15 protein-coding genes are annotated in these 17,843 nt (G+C 60.9%); 10 read left to right on the forward strand and 5 right to left on the reverse strand.

Going from position 1 to position 17,843, the window contains the following annotated elements; translation table 11 throughout:
• Window positions 1-98 precede the first annotated feature (98 nt).
• The 7 genes from betT (at window position 99) to IM294_RS08810 (ending at window position 6,549) form a co-directional block, all read left to right on the forward strand.
• Entirely contained in the window at window positions 99-2,132 is a 2,034-nt protein-coding gene (gene betT, locus IM294_RS08780; RefSeq protein WP_049138743.1) for a choline BCCT transporter BetT, read from the forward strand.
• 138 nt (window positions 2,133-2,270) lie between these two features.
• Entirely contained in the window at window positions 2,271-2,657 is a 387-nt protein-coding gene (locus tag IM294_RS08785; RefSeq protein ID WP_041912044.1) for a type II toxin-antitoxin system RelE/ParE family toxin, read from the forward strand.
• Between the two features lie 2 nt (window positions 2,658-2,659).
• Window positions 2,660-2,944: a NadS family protein gene (nadS, locus tag IM294_RS08790; protein ID WP_041910964.1), complete on the forward strand. Its 285-nt coding sequence runs from the start codon at window positions 2,660-2,662 to the stop codon at window positions 2,942-2,944.
• Between the two features lie 203 nt (window positions 2,945-3,147).
• Window positions 3,148-4,059, forward strand: coding sequence for a metal ABC transporter substrate-binding protein (locus IM294_RS08795; protein ID WP_126818653.1), 912 nt, complete (start codon window positions 3,148-3,150; stop codon window positions 4,057-4,059).
• 2 nt (window positions 4,060-4,061) lie between these two features.
• The gene (locus IM294_RS08800; protein ID WP_028012282.1) at window positions 4,062-4,868 is read left to right on the forward strand and encodes a manganese/iron ABC transporter ATP-binding protein; all 807 of its coding nucleotides are present in this window, start codon (window positions 4,062-4,064) and stop codon (window positions 4,866-4,868) included.
• Window positions 4,865-5,713, forward strand: a complete 849-nt coding sequence (sitC, locus tag IM294_RS08805) for an iron/manganese ABC transporter permease subunit SitC (protein ID WP_048998924.1) — start codon at window positions 4,865-4,867, stop codon at window positions 5,711-5,713. The genes IM294_RS08800 and sitC overlap by 4 nt, the downstream gene beginning before the upstream one ends.
• Window positions 5,710-6,549 carry a metal ABC transporter permease gene (locus IM294_RS08810; protein ID WP_063438258.1) on the forward strand — a complete coding sequence of 280 codons (840 nt, stop codon included), beginning with the start codon at window positions 5,710-5,712 and terminating at the stop codon, window positions 6,547-6,549. The genes sitC and IM294_RS08810 overlap by 4 nt, the downstream gene beginning before the upstream one ends.
• Here the strand turns inward: IM294_RS08810 and entD are convergent.
• A complete protein-coding gene (gene entD / locus IM294_RS08815) occupies window positions 6,485-7,174 on the reverse strand; it encodes an enterobactin synthase subunit EntD (RefSeq protein WP_126818652.1) in 690 nt (229 codons plus the stop codon). The two genes, IM294_RS08810 and entD, sit on opposite strands and share 65 nt — an antisense overlap.
• 81 nt (window positions 7,175-7,255) lie before the next feature.
• Complete coding sequence (locus IM294_RS08820; protein WP_045631298.1) at window positions 7,256-9,496, reverse strand: TonB-dependent siderophore receptor; 2,241 nt, start codon at window positions 9,494-9,496, stop codon at window positions 7,256-7,258.
• 145 nt (window positions 9,497-9,641) lie between these two features.
• On the opposite strand from IM294_RS08820, the gene fes reads away from it, so the two are divergent.
• From fes to entF, 3 genes are read left to right on the forward strand one after another with little or no spacing between them, the layout of a single operon-like run.
• A complete protein-coding gene (gene fes, locus IM294_RS08825) occupies window positions 9,642-10,841 on the forward strand; it encodes an enterochelin esterase (RefSeq protein WP_126818651.1) in 1,200 nt (399 codons plus the stop codon).
• Between the two features lie 10 nt (window positions 10,842-10,851).
• Window positions 10,852-11,064, forward strand: a complete 213-nt coding sequence (locus IM294_RS08830) for an MbtH family NRPS accessory protein (RefSeq protein WP_063449420.1) — start codon at window positions 10,852-10,854, stop codon at window positions 11,062-11,064.
• The gene (entF, locus tag IM294_RS08835; protein ID WP_193360342.1) at window positions 11,061-14,918 is read left to right on the forward strand and encodes an enterobactin non-ribosomal peptide synthetase EntF; all 3,858 of its coding nucleotides are present in this window, start codon (window positions 11,061-11,063) and stop codon (window positions 14,916-14,918) included. Before IM294_RS08830 ends, entF begins: the two co-directional genes overlap by 4 nt.
• A gap of 73 nt (window positions 14,919-14,991) precedes the next feature.
• Here the strand turns inward: entF and fepC are convergent, their stop codons facing one another.
• Genes fepC through fepD form a run of 3 tightly spaced genes read right to left on the reverse strand, consistent with a single transcriptional unit; the run spans window position 14,992 to window position 17,776 of the window.
• A complete protein-coding gene (gene fepC / locus IM294_RS08840; protein ID WP_059357479.1) occupies window positions 14,992-15,786 on the reverse strand; it encodes an iron-enterobactin ABC transporter ATP-binding protein in 795 nt (264 codons plus the stop codon).
• Window positions 15,783-16,772: an iron-enterobactin ABC transporter permease gene (gene fepG, locus IM294_RS08845; protein ID WP_126818660.1), complete on the reverse strand. Its 990-nt coding sequence runs from the start codon at window positions 16,770-16,772 to the stop codon at window positions 15,783-15,785. Before fepG ends, fepC begins: the two co-directional genes overlap by 4 nt.
• Window positions 16,772-17,776: a Fe(3+)-siderophore ABC transporter permease gene (gene fepD, locus IM294_RS08850; RefSeq protein ID WP_069733607.1), complete on the reverse strand. Its 1,005-nt coding sequence runs from the start codon at window positions 17,774-17,776 to the stop codon at window positions 16,772-16,774. Before fepD ends, fepG begins: the two co-directional genes overlap by 1 nt.
• Window positions 17,777-17,843: the final 67 nt, after the last annotated feature.

Genomic DNA, 17,843 nt, shown 5'->3' on the forward strand with positions numbered 1-17,843 from the left:
TCTATTAAAGCGGTTTTTGATTGGACGTTCAATATAAAATGTGTCTTAATTGTTGCGATTTTGGATTTCAATAGTTACAAAAACAGTGGGGATACTGGATGACAGACCTTTCACAAGACAGAGAAAAAGACAAAATCAACCCGGTCGTTTTTTATACGTCCGCCGGGCTGATTTTGTTGTTTTCCCTGACGACCATTTTCTTTAACGATTTTTCTGCCGAGTGGATTGGCCGCACCCTGAACTGGGTGTCGAAGACCTTCGGCTGGTACTACCTGCTGGCGGCGACGCTCTATATCGTCTTCGTGGTCTGCATTGCCTGCTCGCGCTTCGGCTCGGTGAAGCTCGGGCCAGAGCAGTCCAAGCCCGAGTTCAGCCTGCTGAGCTGGGCGGCGATGCTGTTTGCCGCGGGCATCGGCATCGATCTGATGTTCTTCTCGGTAGCTGAGCCGGTCACGCAGTATATGCAGCCGCCGGAAGGGGCGGGGCAGACGATGGAGGCCGCGCGTCAGGCGATGGTCTGGACGCTGTTCCACTACGGCCTGACGGGCTGGTCGATGTATGCCCTGATGGGGATGGCGCTCGGATACTTTAGCTATCGTTATAATTTGCCTCTCACCATCCGCTCCGCGCTGTACCCGATTTTCGGGAAAAGAATTAACGGCCCGATTGGCCACAGCGTCGATATTGCGGCGGTAATTGGCACCATCTTCGGCATCGCGACGACGCTCGGCATTGGCGTGGTGCAGCTCAACTACGGGCTGAGCGTGCTGTTTGATATCCCGGATTCGATGGCGGCGAAAGCGGCGCTGATTGCGCTCTCGGTGATTATCGCCACCATTTCGGTGACCTCCGGCGTGGATAAGGGCATCCGCGTGCTCTCTGAGCTGAACGTGGCGCTGGCGCTGGGCCTGATCCTGTTCGTGCTGTTTATGGGCGACACGTCGTTCCTGCTCAATGCCCTGGTGCTGAACGTGGGCGACTACGTGAACCGCTTCATGGGCATGACGCTGAACAGCTTCGCCTTTGACCGCCCGGTGGAGTGGATGAACAACTGGACCCTGTTCTTCTGGGCGTGGTGGGTCGCATGGTCGCCGTTTGTTGGCCTGTTCCTGGCGCGTATTTCGCGCGGGCGCACCATTCGTCAGTTTGTGATGGGCACCCTGATCATCCCGTTCACCTTTACCCTGCTGTGGCTGTCGATTTTCGGCAACAGCGCGCTGCACGAGATCATCCACGGCAACGCAACCTTTGCCCAGGAAGCGATGGCGCACCCGGAGCGCGGCTTCTACAGCCTGCTGGCGCAGTATCCGGCGTTCACCTTTAGCGCCTCCGTGGCGACCATCACCGGCCTGCTGTTTTACGTCACCTCGGCGGATTCCGGCGCGCTGGTGCTGGGCAACTTCACCTCGAAGCTGAAGGACATCAACAGCGACGCGCCGAACTGGCTGCGTATCTTCTGGTCCGTCGCCATCGGCCTGCTGACGCTCGGCATGCTGATGACCAACGGCATTTCGGCGTTGCAGAACACCACGGTGATCATGGGCCTGCCGTTCAGCTTTGTGATCTTCTTCGTGATGGCCGGGCTGTATAAATCGCTCAAGGTGGAAGACTATCGACGCGTCAGCGCCAGCCGCGACACCGCGCCGCGGCCAATGGGCGCCCAGGACAGGCTGAGCTGGAAGAAACGCCTGTCGCGCCTGATGAACTACCCGGGCACGCGCTACACCAAACAGATGATGGAGACGGTCTGCTTCCCGGCGATGGAAGAGGTGGCGCAGGAGCTGAAGCTGCGCGGCGCCTACGTGGAGCTGAAAAACCTGCCGCCGGAGGAGGGCGAAACCCTGGGGCACCTGGATCTGCTGGTGCACATGGGCGACGAGCAGAACTTTGTCTACCAGATCTGGCCGCAGCAGTACTCGGTACCCGGCTTTACCTACCGGGCGCGCAGCGGGAAATCAACCTACTACCGGCTGGAGACGTTCCTGCTGGAAGGTAGCCAGGGGAATGACCTGATGGATTACAGCAAGGAGCAGGTGATTACGGACATTCTGGACCAGTATGAACGGCACCTGAACTTTATCCATCTGCACAGGGAAGCGCCGGGGAATAGCGTGATGTTCCCGGATGTCTAAACGGATTCTTAAAATACCTTTAAGCTGTATATAAATACAGTTATTTGGCGCAGCATTACTCAAGGAAGAGTAACCATGCAGCATGAGCCTGGTGTTGAAGCATTCGGGCTTTTGCTGCGTTTAGGGAAGGAACTATGGATGAGTCATGCGATAGAGTTTATCGAAACATCACTCTTTACCCGACAGATTAAAAGCATTGCTACGGATGATGAATTAAAGGATCTGCAAAAGGAACTTATTGCGTGGCCTGATAAAGGTGACCTGATCCAGCAGACGGGTGGTTTACGTAAAATAAGGATGGCGGCAGCCTCAAAGGGAAAGAGAGGGGGTATCAGAGTGATTTACTTTCTGGCCACGGAGGAGGTGATCTATTTCATTATGGCCTATCCAAAATGCATAAAGGACAGCCTGACAGAGGCAGAGAAAGCAGAACTTAAAAAGCTGACTTCCATTCTGAAAAATACTGCTTCCAGTGCCGTAAATGAGAGGTGTACTATGTACCCTAATCAGGCAGGTGGAGGCTAATAATGAGTATTTTTAATGAATTAAAATCTTCGCTTGAAGAGGCCGTTGAGATCCATAACGGAAGAAAAGCCGCTTCCCGAGTAACCCGCTATGAAGTTGCAGATGTGCGTGCCATCAGAGAGCAGCTCAATATCACGCAAAGCGAAATGGCGAAGGCGCTTGGCACGAGCGTCGATACGATAAAGAGCTGGGAGTCCAAACGCCGCAATCCAACCGGGCTGGCGGCGAAGGTACTTAATGTGATTCGGGAGAATCCTGCATTTTACAAGGCACTTGCCGGGCTGTGAGTCGCCCTTATGCCGGGTGGCGCTGCGCTTACCCGGCCTACAAAACTGCTTTTCCGTAGGCCTGATAAGCGAAGCGCCGACAGGCCCGCCCTTCATTGACATAACTTTAATGATAACTATTTTCATTTAAATATAGCCTGTGCTATACCTTATAGCACAGGCTAATTTTGCTTTGAATTTAACCACCTCAGGAGACTTCTGCGATGCACCCACTGCAAGGATTAAAGCGTCTGTTGCTCGGCGCGCTGCTCACGGCTACGACCAGCACGGGCGCGCTGGCGGCTGAAAAGTTCCAGGTCATCACCACCTTTACCGTCATCGCGGATATGGCGAAAAACGTGGCGGGGGATGCCGCAGAAGTCACCTCCATCACTAAACCGGGCGCTGAAATCCACGAGTACCAGCCGACGCCGGGCGATATCAAGCGCGCGCAAAAGGCGCAGCTGATCCTTGCGAACGGCATGAACCTGGAGCTGTGGTTCCAGCGTTTTTATCAGCACCTGAACGGCGTGCCGGAGGTGATTGTCACCCAGGGCATCACCCCGATGGGCATCAGCGAGGGGCCGTACGACGGCAAGCCTAACCCGCACGCGTGGATGTCGCCGGACAACGCGCTGATTTACGTCGATAACATCCGCGACGCGCTGGTGAAGTACGACCCGGCCAACGCGCAGGTCTACCAACGCAACGCTGACGCCTACAAGCAGAAGATCGTCGCGACCCTCGAACCGCTGCGCAAGCAGGTGGCGGAGATCCCGGAAGACAAACGCTGGATGGTGACCAGCGAGGGCGCCTTCTCCTATCTTGCGCGGGATCTGGGCATGAAGGAACTTTACCTGTGGCCGATCAACGCCGATCGGCAGGGGACGCCGCAGCAGGTGCGCAAGGTGATCGATCTGGTGAAGAAACATCGCATCCCGGCGGTATTCAGCGAAAGCACGGTCTCCGATAAGCCGGCGCGTCAGGTGGCGCGGGAAACCGGCGCCCACTACGGCGGCGTGCTGTACGTTGACTCCCTGAGTGCGGAAAACGGCCCGGTGCCGACCTATATCGACCTGCTGAACGTGACCACCCGCACGCTGGTGCAGGGCATTCGCGACGGCATGAAGGAGTGACCATGCAAAAGGGGATTGTCGTCACGGACGTGACCGTGACCTACCGCAACGGCCACACGGCGCTGCGCAATGCGTCGTTCAGCGTGCCCGGCGGATCGATTGCCGCGCTGGTGGGGGTGAACGGCTCCGGCAAGTCCACGCTGTTTAAGGCGGTGATGGGCTTTGTGCGGGCAGCGAGCGGCACTATCACCCTCCATGGGCTGCCGCCTCACCGGGCGCTGCGCCAGAACCTGGTCGCCTACGTGCCGCAGTCGGAAGAGGTCGACTGGTCGTTTCCGGTGCTGGTCGAGGACGTGGTGATGATGGGGCGCTACGGGCATATGGGATTTCTGCGGCGGCCTAAAGCGCAGGATCGGCAGATCGTGACCGACGCCCTGAAGCGCGTGGATATGCTCGAGCTGCGCCATCGGCAGATTGGCGAGCTCTCCGGCGGGCAAAAGAAGCGCGTCTTCCTGGCGCGGGCGATTGCCCAGCAGGGCGAGGTGATCCTGCTCGACGAGCCGTTTACCGGCGTGGACGTTAAAACCGAAGCCAGAATCATCAGCCTGCTGCGCGAGTTGCGCGACGAGGGCAAAACCATGCTGGTCTCGACCCACAATTTGGGCTCGGTCACGGAGTTTTGCGATTACACGGTGATGGTCAAAGGCACCGTGCTGGCGAGCGGTCCGACGGAAACCACCTTCACCGCCGAAAACCTTGAGCGCGCCTTCAGCGGCGTGCTGCGCCACGTGGTACTCAGCGGCTCGGAAGATCGCATCATTACCGACGATGAGCGACCCTTCGTGACGCACCGGCAGGAGGCTAAATGAACGCGCTTCTCGAACCCTTCAGCTATGAGTACATGCTCAACGCGATGTGGGTCTCGGCGATGGTGGGTGGGCTGTGTGCGTTTCTCTCCTGCTACCTGATGCTCAAAGGCTGGTCGCTAATCGGCGATGCGCTCTCGCACTCCATCGTGCCGGGCGTGGCGGGGGCTTACATGCTCGGGCTACCGTTCTCGCTGGGGGCGTTTTTATCGGGCGGGCTGGCGGCGGGCAGCATGCTGTTTCTCAACCAGCGCAGCCGCCTGAAGGAGGACGCAATCATCGGGCTGATCTTCTCCTCCTTTTTCGGGCTGGGGCTGTTTATGGTCTCGCTCAACCCGACCTCGGTGAATATTCAGACCATCGTGCTCGGCAATATTCTGGCTATCGCACCGGAGGATATCGTCCAGCTGGCGATTATCGGCGTGGTGTCGATGGTTATCCTGCTGTTCAAATGGAAAGATCTGATGGTGACCTTTTTTGATGAGAACCACGCCCGCGCCATCGGCCTGCGCCCTGAGCGCCTGAAGATCCTGTTCTTCACGCTGCTGGCGGTCTCTACCGTGGCAGCGCTGCAAACCGTCGGCGCGTTTCTGGTGATCTGTCTGGTGGTCACACCCGGCGCAACCGCGTGGCTGCTCACCGACCGCTTCCCGCGTCTGCTGATGATTGCCGTCGCCATTGGCAGCCTCACCAGCTTCCTCGGCGCATGGGCCAGCTATTATCTGGACGGCGCCACCGGCGGCATTATTGTGGTCGCCCAGACGCTGCTGTTCCTGCTGGCGTTCGTCTTTGCGCCGAAGCACGGGCTGCTCGCCAGCCGCCGCCGCGCGAAGGAGGCACACCCATGATGGCGCTGCTCCTTGAACCCTTTCAGTTTGCGTTCATGAACAACGCGCTGCTGATTTCACTTCTGGTAGCCGTGCCCTGCGCGCTGCTGTCGGTTTTTCTGGTGCTGAAAGGCTGGGCGCTGATGGGCGACGCCATGAGCCACGCGGTGTTTCCCGGCGTGGTGCTGGCGTGGGTGATGGGCCTGCCGCTGGCGCTGGGCGCGTTCGTTGCCGGTCTGTTTTGCGCGGTTGCCACCGGCTACCTCAAGGACAATAGCCGGATCAAGCAGGATACGGTGATGGGGATCGTCTTTTCCGGGATGTTTGGCGCGGGGCTGATCCTCTATATCGCCGTTAAACCTGAGGTGCATCTCGACCACATTCTGTTCGGCGATATGCTGGGCATTAACGGGATGGACATTCTGCAAAGCGGTCTCGTCGCGGGGCTGATTGCGCTGGTGATTGGCCTGAAGTGGCGCGATTTCCTGCTGTTTTGCTTTGACTATCAGCAGGCGCAGGCGAGCGGCCTGCGCGCCCGATGGCTGCACTATGGCTTACTGTGCATGGTTTCGCTGACCATCGTGGCGACGCTGAAGGCGGTGGGGATTATTTTGTCGATTTCGCTGCTGATTGCCCCCGGCGCGGTGGCGGTGCTGATCGCCCGACGCTTCCACATGGCGCTGCTGGTGGCTGTGGCGGTATCAGTACTGGTGTCGGTCAGCGGCGTGTATGCCTCGTTTTATCTCGACAGCGCGCCCGCGCCGACCATAGTGGTCCTGTTCGCGGTGGTGTTTATCGTGACGTTTGTGGTGACCAGCGTGAAGGCGCGTCGGCAGGAACGTGTGACAGCAGGGTGATCGCCTGCTCGCCGCGCAGTTGCCAGTGCAGGGTGAAGGCGGTGCCTTCGTTAAAGCCTGACAGTTGACGGGTCAACGCCAGCGTAAGCGTCTTATCGTCGAGCAGGGTGACGCGCGCGCTGTCAAACCCCATGTAAGCCTGCACCTGCGGAAAGAGGGCCTTAAACAGGCTCTCTTTGGCGCTGAAAACCAGCGTCAGGGCGAGGGCGAACGGGTAACCCGAGTGGGAAAGCACGCGCTCTTCCTGGGCATCTATAATGCCATCTTTGATTTCCCTTGCTTCATTTTCGGCGAGGATCGCTTCACTATCGATACCGATAAGCGCAGGGTATGGCGCGACGACAGCCATCGCCTCCGTGCCGCTGTGGGTGATGCTGCCGGAAATTCCGTCCGGCCAGAGCGGTTCCCCGCTGGGGCCGATGGCGGGAACGGTGTGGTCAGGTAAGGCGTGCGCGGCCGCGATGCGTCCTGCCAGATGGTCAGCCTTGCGTTTACGTCCGGCGTCAGCGAGCTGGGCGTGATGGGGGAGCCAGAGGAGATCGGCGTCGGTGAAGGTGGCGGGGTCGAAGGTGATGCGGTGGAGGGTGAGGCCGGCGAGAGAAAATGTGCTGTGGGTGGTGTGCATGGTTTTTCCCTCTGAATTGTGCGGACTGATGCCCTCACCCCAACCCTCTCCCACAGGGAGAGGGGGAAGTCACTGCCTGTATCAGAATCTTGTGTTTACGCTCATATACCAGGTGCGACCCGGTTCATTATACGTATACGCACCCGCACCGTACATATACGCGCCGGTTGTCGCGTTCCCCGTGGTCTGGGCATTACCCGCGCGCCACTGGCGCTTGTCGAAGACGTTGTCCACGCCGCCGGTCAGGCTGACGTTTTTCGTCACGTCCCAGGTGGCGCTCAGGCCAACGATGCTGTACGGGCTGACCTCGTCTTTCTCAGACCCGGTCACCGGCTGGCCTTTGTAGTTGTACTTCTTCGGCTGCTGCTTGCCGTACCAGGTGAAGGTCGACTGCAATGACACATCCTGGTGCACCTGCCAGCTCAGGGTTGAGTTCAGCGTGTACTCCGGAATGATCGACAGACGGTCGCCGGTCTCCTTGTTCTTGCTCTGCAGCATATAGGTGATGTTGTTGGTCCAGTTGATGGTGTCGCTGACCGGCACGTTCAGGGAGCCTTCCAGACCTTCCACCACCGCCTTCGGCACGTTTTCCCACTGGTAGATATCGGTGGTGACTTTACCGGTGGAGGTCTGGCCAATCGGCGCGTAGCCCGCTTCAATCTTGTTGCGGTAGTCGTTGCGGAACCAGGTCACGCCCGCCAGCCAGCCGTCGCGTTTCCACTCCAGGCCAATCTCTTTGTTGATGCTGGTTTCCGCTTTCAGATCGTCGTTACCCATCATGTAGCAGCCCACGCCGTCGGAACTGGCGTAGCAGCCCTGGCCTTTACTGTACAACAGGTAGTTCGGGTTGGTCTGGTACAGGCTTGGCGCTTTGTAGGCACGCGCGATGCCCATCTTCAGGGTGAAGTCATCCCCCAGACCTTGCGACAGGTTCAGGGACGGGCTCCAGTTATTGCCCACGATGGTGTGGTGGTCGAAGCGCAGGGCAGGGGTCAGCATGGTGCTGTCGGTCAGCTCCATGTTGTTCTCAGCGAACAGGGAGAAGATCTCCGCTGACGTGTACGGGCTACGGTCTTCGCTCATGCCCGGGATGGTGCCACCCTGCTGGGTTTGCGAGAAGGAGGTCGAATCCTTCATCCGCTGCTGGTTCCACTCGGTGCCGAGCGTCAGGTTCTGGTTCACAATGAAATCAATCGGCAGGTTAATTTCGCTGTGCAGCATCACGTCGGCCAGATCGGTGTCGGTGAATTTATTGCTGTTGAACAGGCCTTCCGTACCGCCCGCCAGCCCTTCGCCCAGGCGGGAGTTGCGGGTGTGTTCGTACTGCGCCCAGTTGCTGGTGGTAATGCCGTTGTCCCAGCCGCCGTTCCAGGTCACGGCGAAGTTCTGGCGATAAATACGGTTCGTCTCTTTGCCGTAGTTCTTCTTCACCAACGCGTTGTCGTTGTTGGTGTTTTGCGTGTCACCCGCATAGAGGTTGTTCTGGCGGCTGTAGCCCGCTTCAAACTCCAGCGACTGCATCGGCGCGAAGTCCCAGCGCACCACGCCGTTGATGTCTTTGTTCTCTACACCCTCGCGGCCCGCGGGCAGGGTGTTGGCGTAGGCTCCGGTACGCTCAGACTGGTGGCCCTGGTTGATGTCCCACGCGTCGGCCTGAGTCTTATCCAGGTTACCAAACATGCGGAAGCTGAAGTCGCCGCCCAGCGGGCCGCTCAGGCTGAAGTTGGTGCGCTTGGTAGAACCTTCATCCTTGTGTTCAGGCGCGTTCAGGTAGGTGTTCCAGGAGCCGTGCCACTGGTCGTCGAATTTTTTGGTGATGATGTTCACCACGCCGCCCGCCGCGCCGTTACCGTAGCGTGCGGCGGCCGGGCCGCGGATCACTTCGATGCGCTCGATCATCTCCGGCGGTACCCAGCCGGTATCGCCGCGGGTATCACGCTCGCCGCGCCAGCCCAGGCGGATGGAGTTGCGGCTGGTGACGGGCTTGCCGTCGATCAGGATCAGGGTGTTTTCCGGACCCATGCCGCGAATGTCGATCTGACGGTTGTTCCCGCGCTGGCCGCTGGTGGAGTTCCCGGTCAGGTTAACGCCCGGCATGGTGCGGATGATTTCCGCCACGTCCCGCGCGGGCGGGTTTTTGCGGATCTCATCGGCGGTGATGGTCGACACGCCAGGCGCCTGCAAATTCTGCTCGGCGGCGGTGATCACCATGGTGTCTTCGTGCTGCGCAGAGGCGGCGTTGTCGTCTGCCATGGCGGGCAGCGCGACGCCATAAATCCCTAAATTGACCAGCAAGGCCAGAGAGTGAATCTTCTTATTCATTGTACGTCCCGCTTTTATGGTTATTTATGAACGCGCTTCCCACAGCGCGGGCAATACGCTATTGCAAATGCAAATAGTTATCAATAATATTATCAATAAAATTTGCTCTGAAACAAAAAATATTGCTAAACATGGGGTTATAAGGGTGACGGCGTTAACAACCGGAAGTGAAGCGTGGTGGCAGTCGAAAAACGGGCCGGAATGGCAACGTCATGAGGAAAACTATCGCGTCACATTCTGGTGGCGGGACCCGTCAGGAACCCAGCAGACCTCAACGGTTAAACGCGTCTGGCTCTACGTTACCGGCGTGACCGACCACCATCAGAATGCCCGCCCGCAATCGCTTGAACGCATTCCCGATACCGACGTCTGGCAGTGGCAGGGGGAGTTCAGCCCCGAATGGCGCGGCAGCTACTGTTTTATCCCCTCCGATAACGAAAACGATTTTGCCGATGCAGTATTTGAAAGCGAGCAGCCGGACCGCATGGCACTGCGCGAAGGCTGGCGCAAGTTGCTGCCTCACGCGGTTTCAGACCCGCTGAATCCGCAGAGCTGGCGCGGCGGGCGCGGGCACGCCGTCTCGGCGCTGGAGATGCCGGAGGCGCCCGTACAGCCGGGCTGGAACCATCCCGATATGCCTTACAAAAAGCCCGTCTGCATTACGTGGGACAGCGCGCGCCTGAAGAACCGTCGCCGCGTGTGGATTTTTACCACCGGGGATGAAAGCCCCGAGCGCCCGCTGGCGGTGCTGCTTGACGGGCAGTTCTGGGCCGAAAGCATGCCGGTCTGGCCTGCGCTGGCATCGCTCACCGCCGAGCGCAACCTGCCGCCTGCGGTCTACGTCTTAATCGATGTTATTAATATGGAGCACCGTAACCGCGAGCTACCGTGCAATCCCGACTTCTGGCTGGCGGTGCAGGAAGAACTTCTCCCCCTTGTCCAACAACGCGCGCCGTTTAGCGACCGCGCCGACCGTACGGTGGTCGCAGGGCAAAGCTTTGGCGGTCTCTCCTCCCTTTATGCCGCACTGCACTGGCCGCAGCGTTTTGGCTGCGTGCTCAGCCAGTCCGGCTCCTACTGGTGGCCGCACCGCGGCGGGCAGCAGGACGGGCTGTTAATAGAACAACTTAAAACCGGCGAAATATCCCCTCGCGGGTTACGCATCCTTCTTGAAGCCGGGCGCAATGAGCCGCTTATCTTGCGCGCAAACCAGGCGATCCTCGCCGAACTACACACTCAGCAACCGGTTATCTGGCGTCAGGTTGACGGCGGACACGATGCGCTTTGCTGGCGCGGTGGGCTGACGCAGGGGCTGATGACCCTCTGGCAGCCGTTCATTCAATAACGGAGTCTGTATGGAATTCAGCAATCCTTTCGATAATCCGCAGGGACAGTTCGCCATTTTGCAAAATGACCAGGGGCAGTACAGCCTGTGGCCGCAGCAGTGCGAATTGCCTGCGGGCTGGCGCGTGGTCTGCGAGCCGCACTCTCAGGAGGCGTGCCAGCAGTGGCTGGCGCAACGCTGGCAGACGCTTGAGCCGTCCTGTTTTGCGGGGGAGCGCGCATGAACCGTCTTCCTCTCGTCGCCGCCCAGCCGGGTATCTGGATGGCAGAGCAGCTTTCCTCGCTGCCAAACGCCTGGAGCGTGGCGCACTACACCGAGCTGAAAGGGAATATCGACGCGCCGCTGTTGGCTAAAGCCATCGCCGAGGGCATGATGCAGGCCGATACCCTGCGCATGCGTTTCGCTGAAGATAACGGCGAGGTCTGGCAGTGGGTCGATGAGACTCTGATCCTGCCGGAGCCGTCCATCGTTCGCGTTGATTCTCACGACGCCGCCGTGGCGCTGATGGAGGCCGATCTCAGCCAGGATCTGCGCGTGGACAGTGGTCAGCCGCTCGCTTTCCATCAGCTGATTCAGGTCGGTGACAACCGCTGGTACTGGTATCAGCTCTATCACCATCTGGTGGTGGATGGCTTCAGTTTCCCGGCGATTACCCGCCAGATCGCCGGGATTTACGCTGCCTGGAAGAAAGGGCAACCCACCCCAGCCTCACCGTTTACTCCGTTCGCCGAGGTCGTTGACGAGTATGAGCGCTACCGAGACAGCGAGGCGTATCAGCGCGACGGTGCTTTCTGGGCCGGGCAGCGCAAACAGCTTCCTCCTCCGGTCTCGCTCTCCTCCGCGCCGCTGCCGGGACGCGCCGCCACTATCGACATCCTGCGCCTGAAAATTGCAATGGACGCTCGCGCCTTTAGCCAGCTGGCGCAGGCAGCCGGGCAGGCACAGCGCACCGATCTGGCGCTTGCGCTGGTGGCGCTGTGGCTGGGCCGCCTCACCGGACGGCTGGACTACGCCGCCGGGTTTATCTTTATGCGCCGCATGGGGTCCGCCGCGCTGACCGCAACCGGCCCGGTGCTTAACGTCCTGCCGCTGGCGGTGAATATTAATCCGCTTGAGAGCCTGCCGGAACTGGCGCTGCGCCTGGCGAACCAGCTGAAAAAGATGCGCCGACATCAGCGCTACGACGCCGAGCAGATCGTGCGCGACAGCGGGCGGGCCGCAGGGGACGAACCCTTATTTGGGCCGGTGCTGAACGTGAAGGTGTTTGATTATCAGCTGGATATCGACGGCGTGGAGGCCATCACCCACACGCTGGCGACCGGCCCGGTGAACGATCTCGAGCTGGCGCTGTTCCCGGACGAGCAGGGCGGATTAAGCATTGAGATCCTCGCCAACAGGCAGCGTTACGACGACGCGACGCTGAAGCGCCACGTTTCGCGCCTGAACGCGATGCTGGCGCAGTTTGCCGCGAACCCTGACCTGCGCTGTGGCGACGTGGAAACCGTATCAGAGCAGGAATACGCCCGGCTGGCGCGCATCAACGATACCGGCCTGGCGCTGCCCTCCACCACGCTGGCGGATCTGGTGGCGGAGCAGGCGAGCAAAACGCCGGACGCCCCCGCGCTGGCGGATGCCCATATTGAGCTGAACTACCGCCAGATGCGCGAGCAGGTGGTCGCGCTGGCAAACCTGCTGCGCGTGCGCGGCGTGAAGCCGGGCGACAGCGTGGCGGTGGCGCTTCCGCGCTCGGTGTTCCTGACCCTGGCGCTACACGGGATTGTTGAAGCCGGCGCCGCCTGGCTGCCGCTGGATACCGGCTACCCGGACGATCGTCTGCGGATGATGCTGGAGGACGCGAAACCGTCGCTCCTCATTACCACCGACGCGCAGCTTCCGCGCTTTAACGATCTGCCGATACCTTCATTTAGTTACAACATGCTATTGCCAACCACTGGCGCTGAACCTCTGCGTCTGGCGAAGCCGGAGCAGACCGCGTACATCATCTTTACCTCCGGTTCGACCGGGCGTCCAAAAGGGGTCATGGTCGGCCATACCGCCATCGTTAACCGCCTGAAGTGGATGCAGGACCATTATCCGCTGGGCGCGAACGATGTGGTGGCGCAGAAAACGCCGTGCAGCTTTGACGTGTCGGTGTGGGAGTTCTGGTGGCCGTTTATCGCCGGGGCGAAGCTGGTGATGGCGGAGCCGGACGCGCACCGCGATCCGCAGGCGATGCAGAGCTTCTTCGCAGAATATGACGTAACCACCACCCACTTCGTGCCGTCGATGCTGGCGGCGTTTGTTGCCTCGCTGACGCCGCAAAACGTCGATTGCTGCAGAACGCTGAAGCAGGTGTTCTGTAGCGGCGAGGCGCTGCCAACGGCGCTGTGCCGCGAGTGGGAGCTGCTCACTCATGTACCGCTGCACAACCTCTACGGCCCAACCGAAGCGGCGGTGGACGTGAGCTGGTATCCGGCGTACGGCCCGGAGCTGGCGGCAGTGGAGGGCAACAGCGTGCCGATCGGCTTCCCGGTGTGGAATACGGGGCTGCGCATTCTGGACGCGATGATGCGCCCGGTGCCGTTCGGCGTGGCGGGCGATCTGTATCTCACCGGCATTCAGCTGGCACAGGGGTATCTGGGACGGCCCGACCTCACCGCCAGCCGCTTTATTGCCGATCCGTTTGCCCCAGGCGAGCGGATGTATCGCACCGGAGACGTCGCCCGCTGGCTGGACAACGGGGCGGTGGAATATCTGGGCCGCAGCGATGATCAGCTGAAAATCCGCGGTCAGCGCATTGAGCTGGGCGAAATCGACCGGGCGATGCTGTCATTGCCTGACGTGGCTCAGGCCGTGGCGCATGCGTGCGTGTTTAATCAGGCTGCGGCAACGGGCGGCGATGCCCGCCAGTTGGTGGGGTACGTGGTTTCTGAATCCGGTTTACCGCTGGATCGCGACGCGCTGCTGGACTCGCTCAGGGCACAGCTGCCGCCGCATATGGTGCCGGTGGTGCTGCTGCAAATCAGCGCGCTGCCGCTGAGCGCTAACGGCAAGCTGGATCGCAAGGCGCTGCCGCTGCCGGAGCTGACCAGCAAAACCTCCGGTCGCGCACCCGAGACGCAAACCGAAGCCGCCGTGGCGCAGGCGTTTTCTGCGCTGCTGGGCTGCGAAGTGAACGATATCGACGCCGACTTCTTTGCCCTCGGCGGCCATTCACTGCTGGCGATGCGCCTCGCGGCTCAGCTCGGCCGTGCGTTCAGCCGCAAGGTCACGCCGGGGCAGATTATGGTCGCCTCGACGGTCGGCAAGCTCAGCGCGCTGCTGGACTCGCAACTGAGCGACGAACAGGCGCAGCGCCTGGGGTATGAAACCCTGCTGCCGCTGCGTGAAAGCAACGGCCCGACGCTGTTCTGCTTCCATCCGGCGTCCGGCTTTGCCTGGCAGTTCAGCGTCCTGGCGCGCTACCTCAGCCCGCGCTGGTCCATCGTCGGCATTCAGTCGCCGCGGCCAAACGGCCCGATGCAGCAGTGCGCTGATCTCGATGGGGTGATCGAACATCACCTGAACACGCTGCGGGAGCGGCAGCCGCAGGGGCCGTATTACCTGTTCGGTTATTCCCTCGGCGGCACGCTGGCGCAGGGCATTGCGGCCCGCCTGCGCGAGCAGGGTGAAGCGGTGGCGTTCCTCGGCCTGCTGGATACCTGGCCGCCGGAAAGCCAGAACTGGGCGGAGAAAGAGGCAAACGGCCTTGACCCGGAAGTGCTGGCGGAGATCGAGCGCGAGCGTCAGGCGTTTATCGCCGCCCAGCAGGGACAGGGCTCCAGCGAATTGTTTAACACCATTGAAGGCAACTACGCGGACGCGGTGCGGTTGCTCACCACCGCGCACAGTTCACGCTTTGACGGTAAAGCCACGCTGTTTGTTGCCGAACGCACGCGAACGATGGATCCGCATACGGCCTGGGCGCCGTGGGTGGGCGAGCTGGAGGTCTACAGCCAGGACTGCGCCCACGTGGATATCATTTCACCGCAGGCGTTTGAAAAGATTGGGCCGGTACTGAAGGAAATTTTAGGATAGTGCAAATGCCGGGTGGCGCTGCGCTTACCGGGCCTGAATGTAGGCCCGGTAAGGCGTAGCCGCCACCCGGCAATTACCGCCGACCTAACGGCACCACCAGCGGCGTACCCGCCACCGGATCGTCAATAATCATGCAGCGCATGCCGTAGATCCGCGCGATCAGCTCTGGCGTCACAATCTCTTTCGGCGCGCCCTGCGCCACAATCTCGCCGTCGCGCAAGGCAATCAGATGCGTGGCGTAGCGGCAGGCCTGATTTAAATCATGCAGCACCGCCGCCAGGGTATACCCCTGCGTGCGGTTCAGCTCGCTCAGCAGCTCCAGCAGGTCAATCTGATGGCTGATGTCCAGCCAGGTCGTCGGCTCGTCCAGCAGCATAATGGCGGTTTCCTGCGCCAGCACCATCGCGATCCACGCCCGCTGTCGCTGTCCGCCAGATAGGGTATCCACGCTTTGCTGAGCCAGATCGGTGATGCCCGTTGCCTGCATCGCGCGCTTCACGGCCTCGTCGTCCTCTTTGCGCCAGCGGGTAAACAGCGGCTGGTGTGGGTAGCGTCCGCGCGAGACCAGCTCCTGCACCGTGATGTCTCCCGGCGTGGTGGCGTTTTGCGCCAGCAGCCCGATGCGCCTGGCCACCTCTTTGCTGGCGAAGCGCTGGATCTGCTCCCCGTCGAGGAATACGCTGCCCTCTGTCGGCGACATCAGGCGGCTCAGGGTGCGCAGCAGGGTTGATTTGCCGCAGCCGTTCGGACCGATAATCGCGGTGAAGTGGCCGTCCGGAATGGCGACGGTTAAATCACGGGCAATGATTTTTTTGCCATAGCCGAGGGTCAAGTTTTCGCCGCGCAAGCGGGTTGTTGAATCTGTCATTTCTTGCGTGACTCCTGAACGAGCAAGACGATGAGGTAAATCCCGCCGAGGCTGACGGTCACCACGCCCACCGGAAGTTGATAAGGCATAAACAGCCGCTGGGCGCAGAGATCGGCGGCCAGCAGCAGCATCGCACCGCACAGGGCAGCCTGGGTCAAGCCCCAGCGCGCGGTGCCGCTAAGACGCCGCGCGATGTGCGGCGCGACAAGGGCAATAAACGAGATCGGCCCGGCAATCGCGGTGGACGCGGCGGTCAGCAATACCGCCACCAGCATCAGCATCAGGCGCGAGCGCTCAACGCTCACGCCCAGCGCGCAGGCGCTGTCGTCGCCCATCTCCAGCAGCCGCATCCGGCGTACCAGCAGCAGGGCGCCGATAAACATCAGCAAAATTAGCGGCGCGGCGGGCCAGGTTTTGCCCCACGTCAGGCCGTTGAGGGAGCCGGCGTACCACAGCCCGGCGGAGAGCGCGGTTTCCAGAGACGCCTGCAACAAAAGCCAGGTGTTAAAGGCCATCAGCATCGCGCGGATGCCTATCCCGATAATGATCAGCCGGAAGGTGTCGATGCCGTTGCGCCAGGCCAGGGCCCAGATAAGCAGCGAGGTCAGAATGCCGCCCGCCATAGCCGTAAAGGTAATGGCCGTCAGATGCTGCCCGAACAGCACCATCGCCACCAGCACGCCGCTCCACGCGCCGGTATTCAGGCCCATCACGTCCGGGCTGCCGAGGGGGTTACTCATCAGCGACTGGAAAATCGCGCCGCTGACGCCGAGCGCCGCGCCCACCAGGATCGCCATCGCCACGCGCGGCAGTCGCCATTCGGTGACCACCATGGTGATGTTACGCGGCGCGCTGCCGGTGAGGGCGTGAAAGACCTGCGCGAAATCAAGCGTTACGGCACCGCTTTGCAGGCTCCAGACCGCCAGCAAAGTAATGGCGATAGCTAGCAGTAAGACGCTGGTGAGTAAACGACGGGAAGGAGCCATCATGCGCCACCTCCGCGTCTGCGACGTACCAGGAAGATCAGCACCGGCGCGCCGATAAACGCGCTCACCACCGAGACGCGCAGCTCGCCGGGCACCAGCAGGCGGCCCAGCACGTCGGCAAACAGCAGCAGGGCAGGGGTGGCCAGCAGCGTGACCGGCAGCGACCAGCGGTGGTCCGACCCCACCAGCCAGCGCGCCATGTGCGGCATCATCAGGCCGATAAAGGCGATCGGACCGACCACGGCGGTTGCGCTGCCGCTTAGCACGGTGATAGCGAGCAGGCCAGTCAGCTGCGTGCGCGCGACGCGGTTGCCGAGGGCGGTCGCGGTGTCGCTGCCGAGACTCAGGCTGTTCAGCGACCGGCTTAAACACAGCGCCACGACGGCGGCGATAATGACCGGGATTGCCACCACGTTTAAGGTTTCAAGGGTGCGGATATCCAGCGAACCGGCCTGCCAGAAGCGCAGCTGGTCATACACGTCCGGGTTGAGCAGGGCGATGCCGCTGGACAAGCCTTCCAGCACCGCCGCGAGCGCTACGCCCGCAAGCGTCAGGCGAACCGGGCTCAGCTGCCCGCCGCCCTGACTGCCGGTAAACGCGACCACCAGCGAGGCGGCCAGCGCGCCGCAGAAGGCCATCGCCAGCTGTTCAGAGGGCGACGTTAACCCGAACAGCGCTGCGCCGAGCACGATGGCAAAGCTGGCGCCGGAGTTGACGCCAAGAATGCCGGGGTCTGCCAGCGGGTTACGGGTAAGGGTTTGCATCAGGGCACCCGCAAGGCCGAGCGCACCACCGGCCAGCAGTCCGGCAAGAGTGCGGGGCAGGCGTGCGTCGAGCACGATGGTGCAGTCGGCGCTCTGACAGGTGCCGGAGAGCGCATCAACGATAACGTAGGCGGGTAGCGGCTTCGCGCCGACCAGCAGGCTGAGTGCAATCGCAAGGATTAGCAGTAGCAATAATACGGGCACGGCAATGGCGCGCACCGCAGAAGAGGAAAACGACATAGCAACATCCATGATTTGATAATGATAGTGATTATCGTTATCTATCTTATTTGGCTATGTTAGCATG

The organism is Enterobacter cloacae complex sp. P43RS, assembly GCF_014930585.1.
GTDB classification, from domain to species: domain Bacteria; phylum Pseudomonadota; class Gammaproteobacteria; order Enterobacterales; family Enterobacteriaceae; genus Enterobacter; species Enterobacter bugandensis.

What these genes read in the sequence shown, in the direction of transcription:
- betT (WP_049138743.1), top strand. Translation starts at nt 99, where the DNA reads ATGACAGACCTTTCACAAGACAGAGAAAAAGACAAAATCAACCCGGTC.
- IM294_RS08785 (WP_041912044.1), top strand. Translation starts at nt 2,271, where the DNA reads ATGAGTCATGCGATAGAGTTTATCGAAACATCACTCTTTACCCGACAG.
- nadS (WP_041910964.1), top strand. Translation starts at nt 2,660, where the DNA reads ATGAGTATTTTTAATGAATTAAAATCTTCGCTTGAAGAGGCCGTTGAG.
- IM294_RS08795 (WP_126818653.1), top strand. Translation starts at nt 3,148, where the DNA reads ATGCACCCACTGCAAGGATTAAAGCGTCTGTTGCTCGGCGCGCTGCTC.
- IM294_RS08800 (WP_028012282.1), top strand. Translation starts at nt 4,062, where the DNA reads ATGCAAAAGGGGATTGTCGTCACGGACGTGACCGTGACCTACCGCAAC.
- sitC (WP_048998924.1), top strand. Translation starts at nt 4,865, where the DNA reads ATGAACGCGCTTCTCGAACCCTTCAGCTATGAGTACATGCTCAACGCG.
- IM294_RS08810 (WP_063438258.1), top strand. Translation starts at nt 5,710, where the DNA reads ATGATGGCGCTGCTCCTTGAACCCTTTCAGTTTGCGTTCATGAACAAC.
- entD (WP_126818652.1), bottom strand. Translation starts at nt 7,174, where the DNA reads ATGCACACCACCCACAGCACATTTTCTCTCGCCGGCCTCACCCTCCAC.
- IM294_RS08820 (WP_045631298.1), bottom strand. Translation starts at nt 9,496, where the DNA reads ATGAATAAGAAGATTCACTCTCTGGCCTTGCTGGTCAATTTAGGGATT.
- IM294_RS08830 (WP_063449420.1), top strand. Translation starts at nt 10,852, where the DNA reads ATGGAATTCAGCAATCCTTTCGATAATCCGCAGGGACAGTTCGCCATT.
- entF (WP_193360342.1), top strand. Translation starts at nt 11,061, where the DNA reads ATGAACCGTCTTCCTCTCGTCGCCGCCCAGCCGGGTATCTGGATGGCA.
- fepC (WP_059357479.1), bottom strand. Translation starts at nt 15,786, where the DNA reads ATGACAGATTCAACAACCCGCTTGCGCGGCGAAAACTTGACCCTCGGC.
- fepG (WP_126818660.1), bottom strand. Translation starts at nt 16,772, where the DNA reads ATGGCTCCTTCCCGTCGTTTACTCACCAGCGTCTTACTGCTAGCTATC.
- fepD (WP_069733607.1), bottom strand. Translation starts at nt 17,776, where the DNA reads ATGTCGTTTTCCTCTTCTGCGGTGCGCGCCATTGCCGTGCCCGTATTA.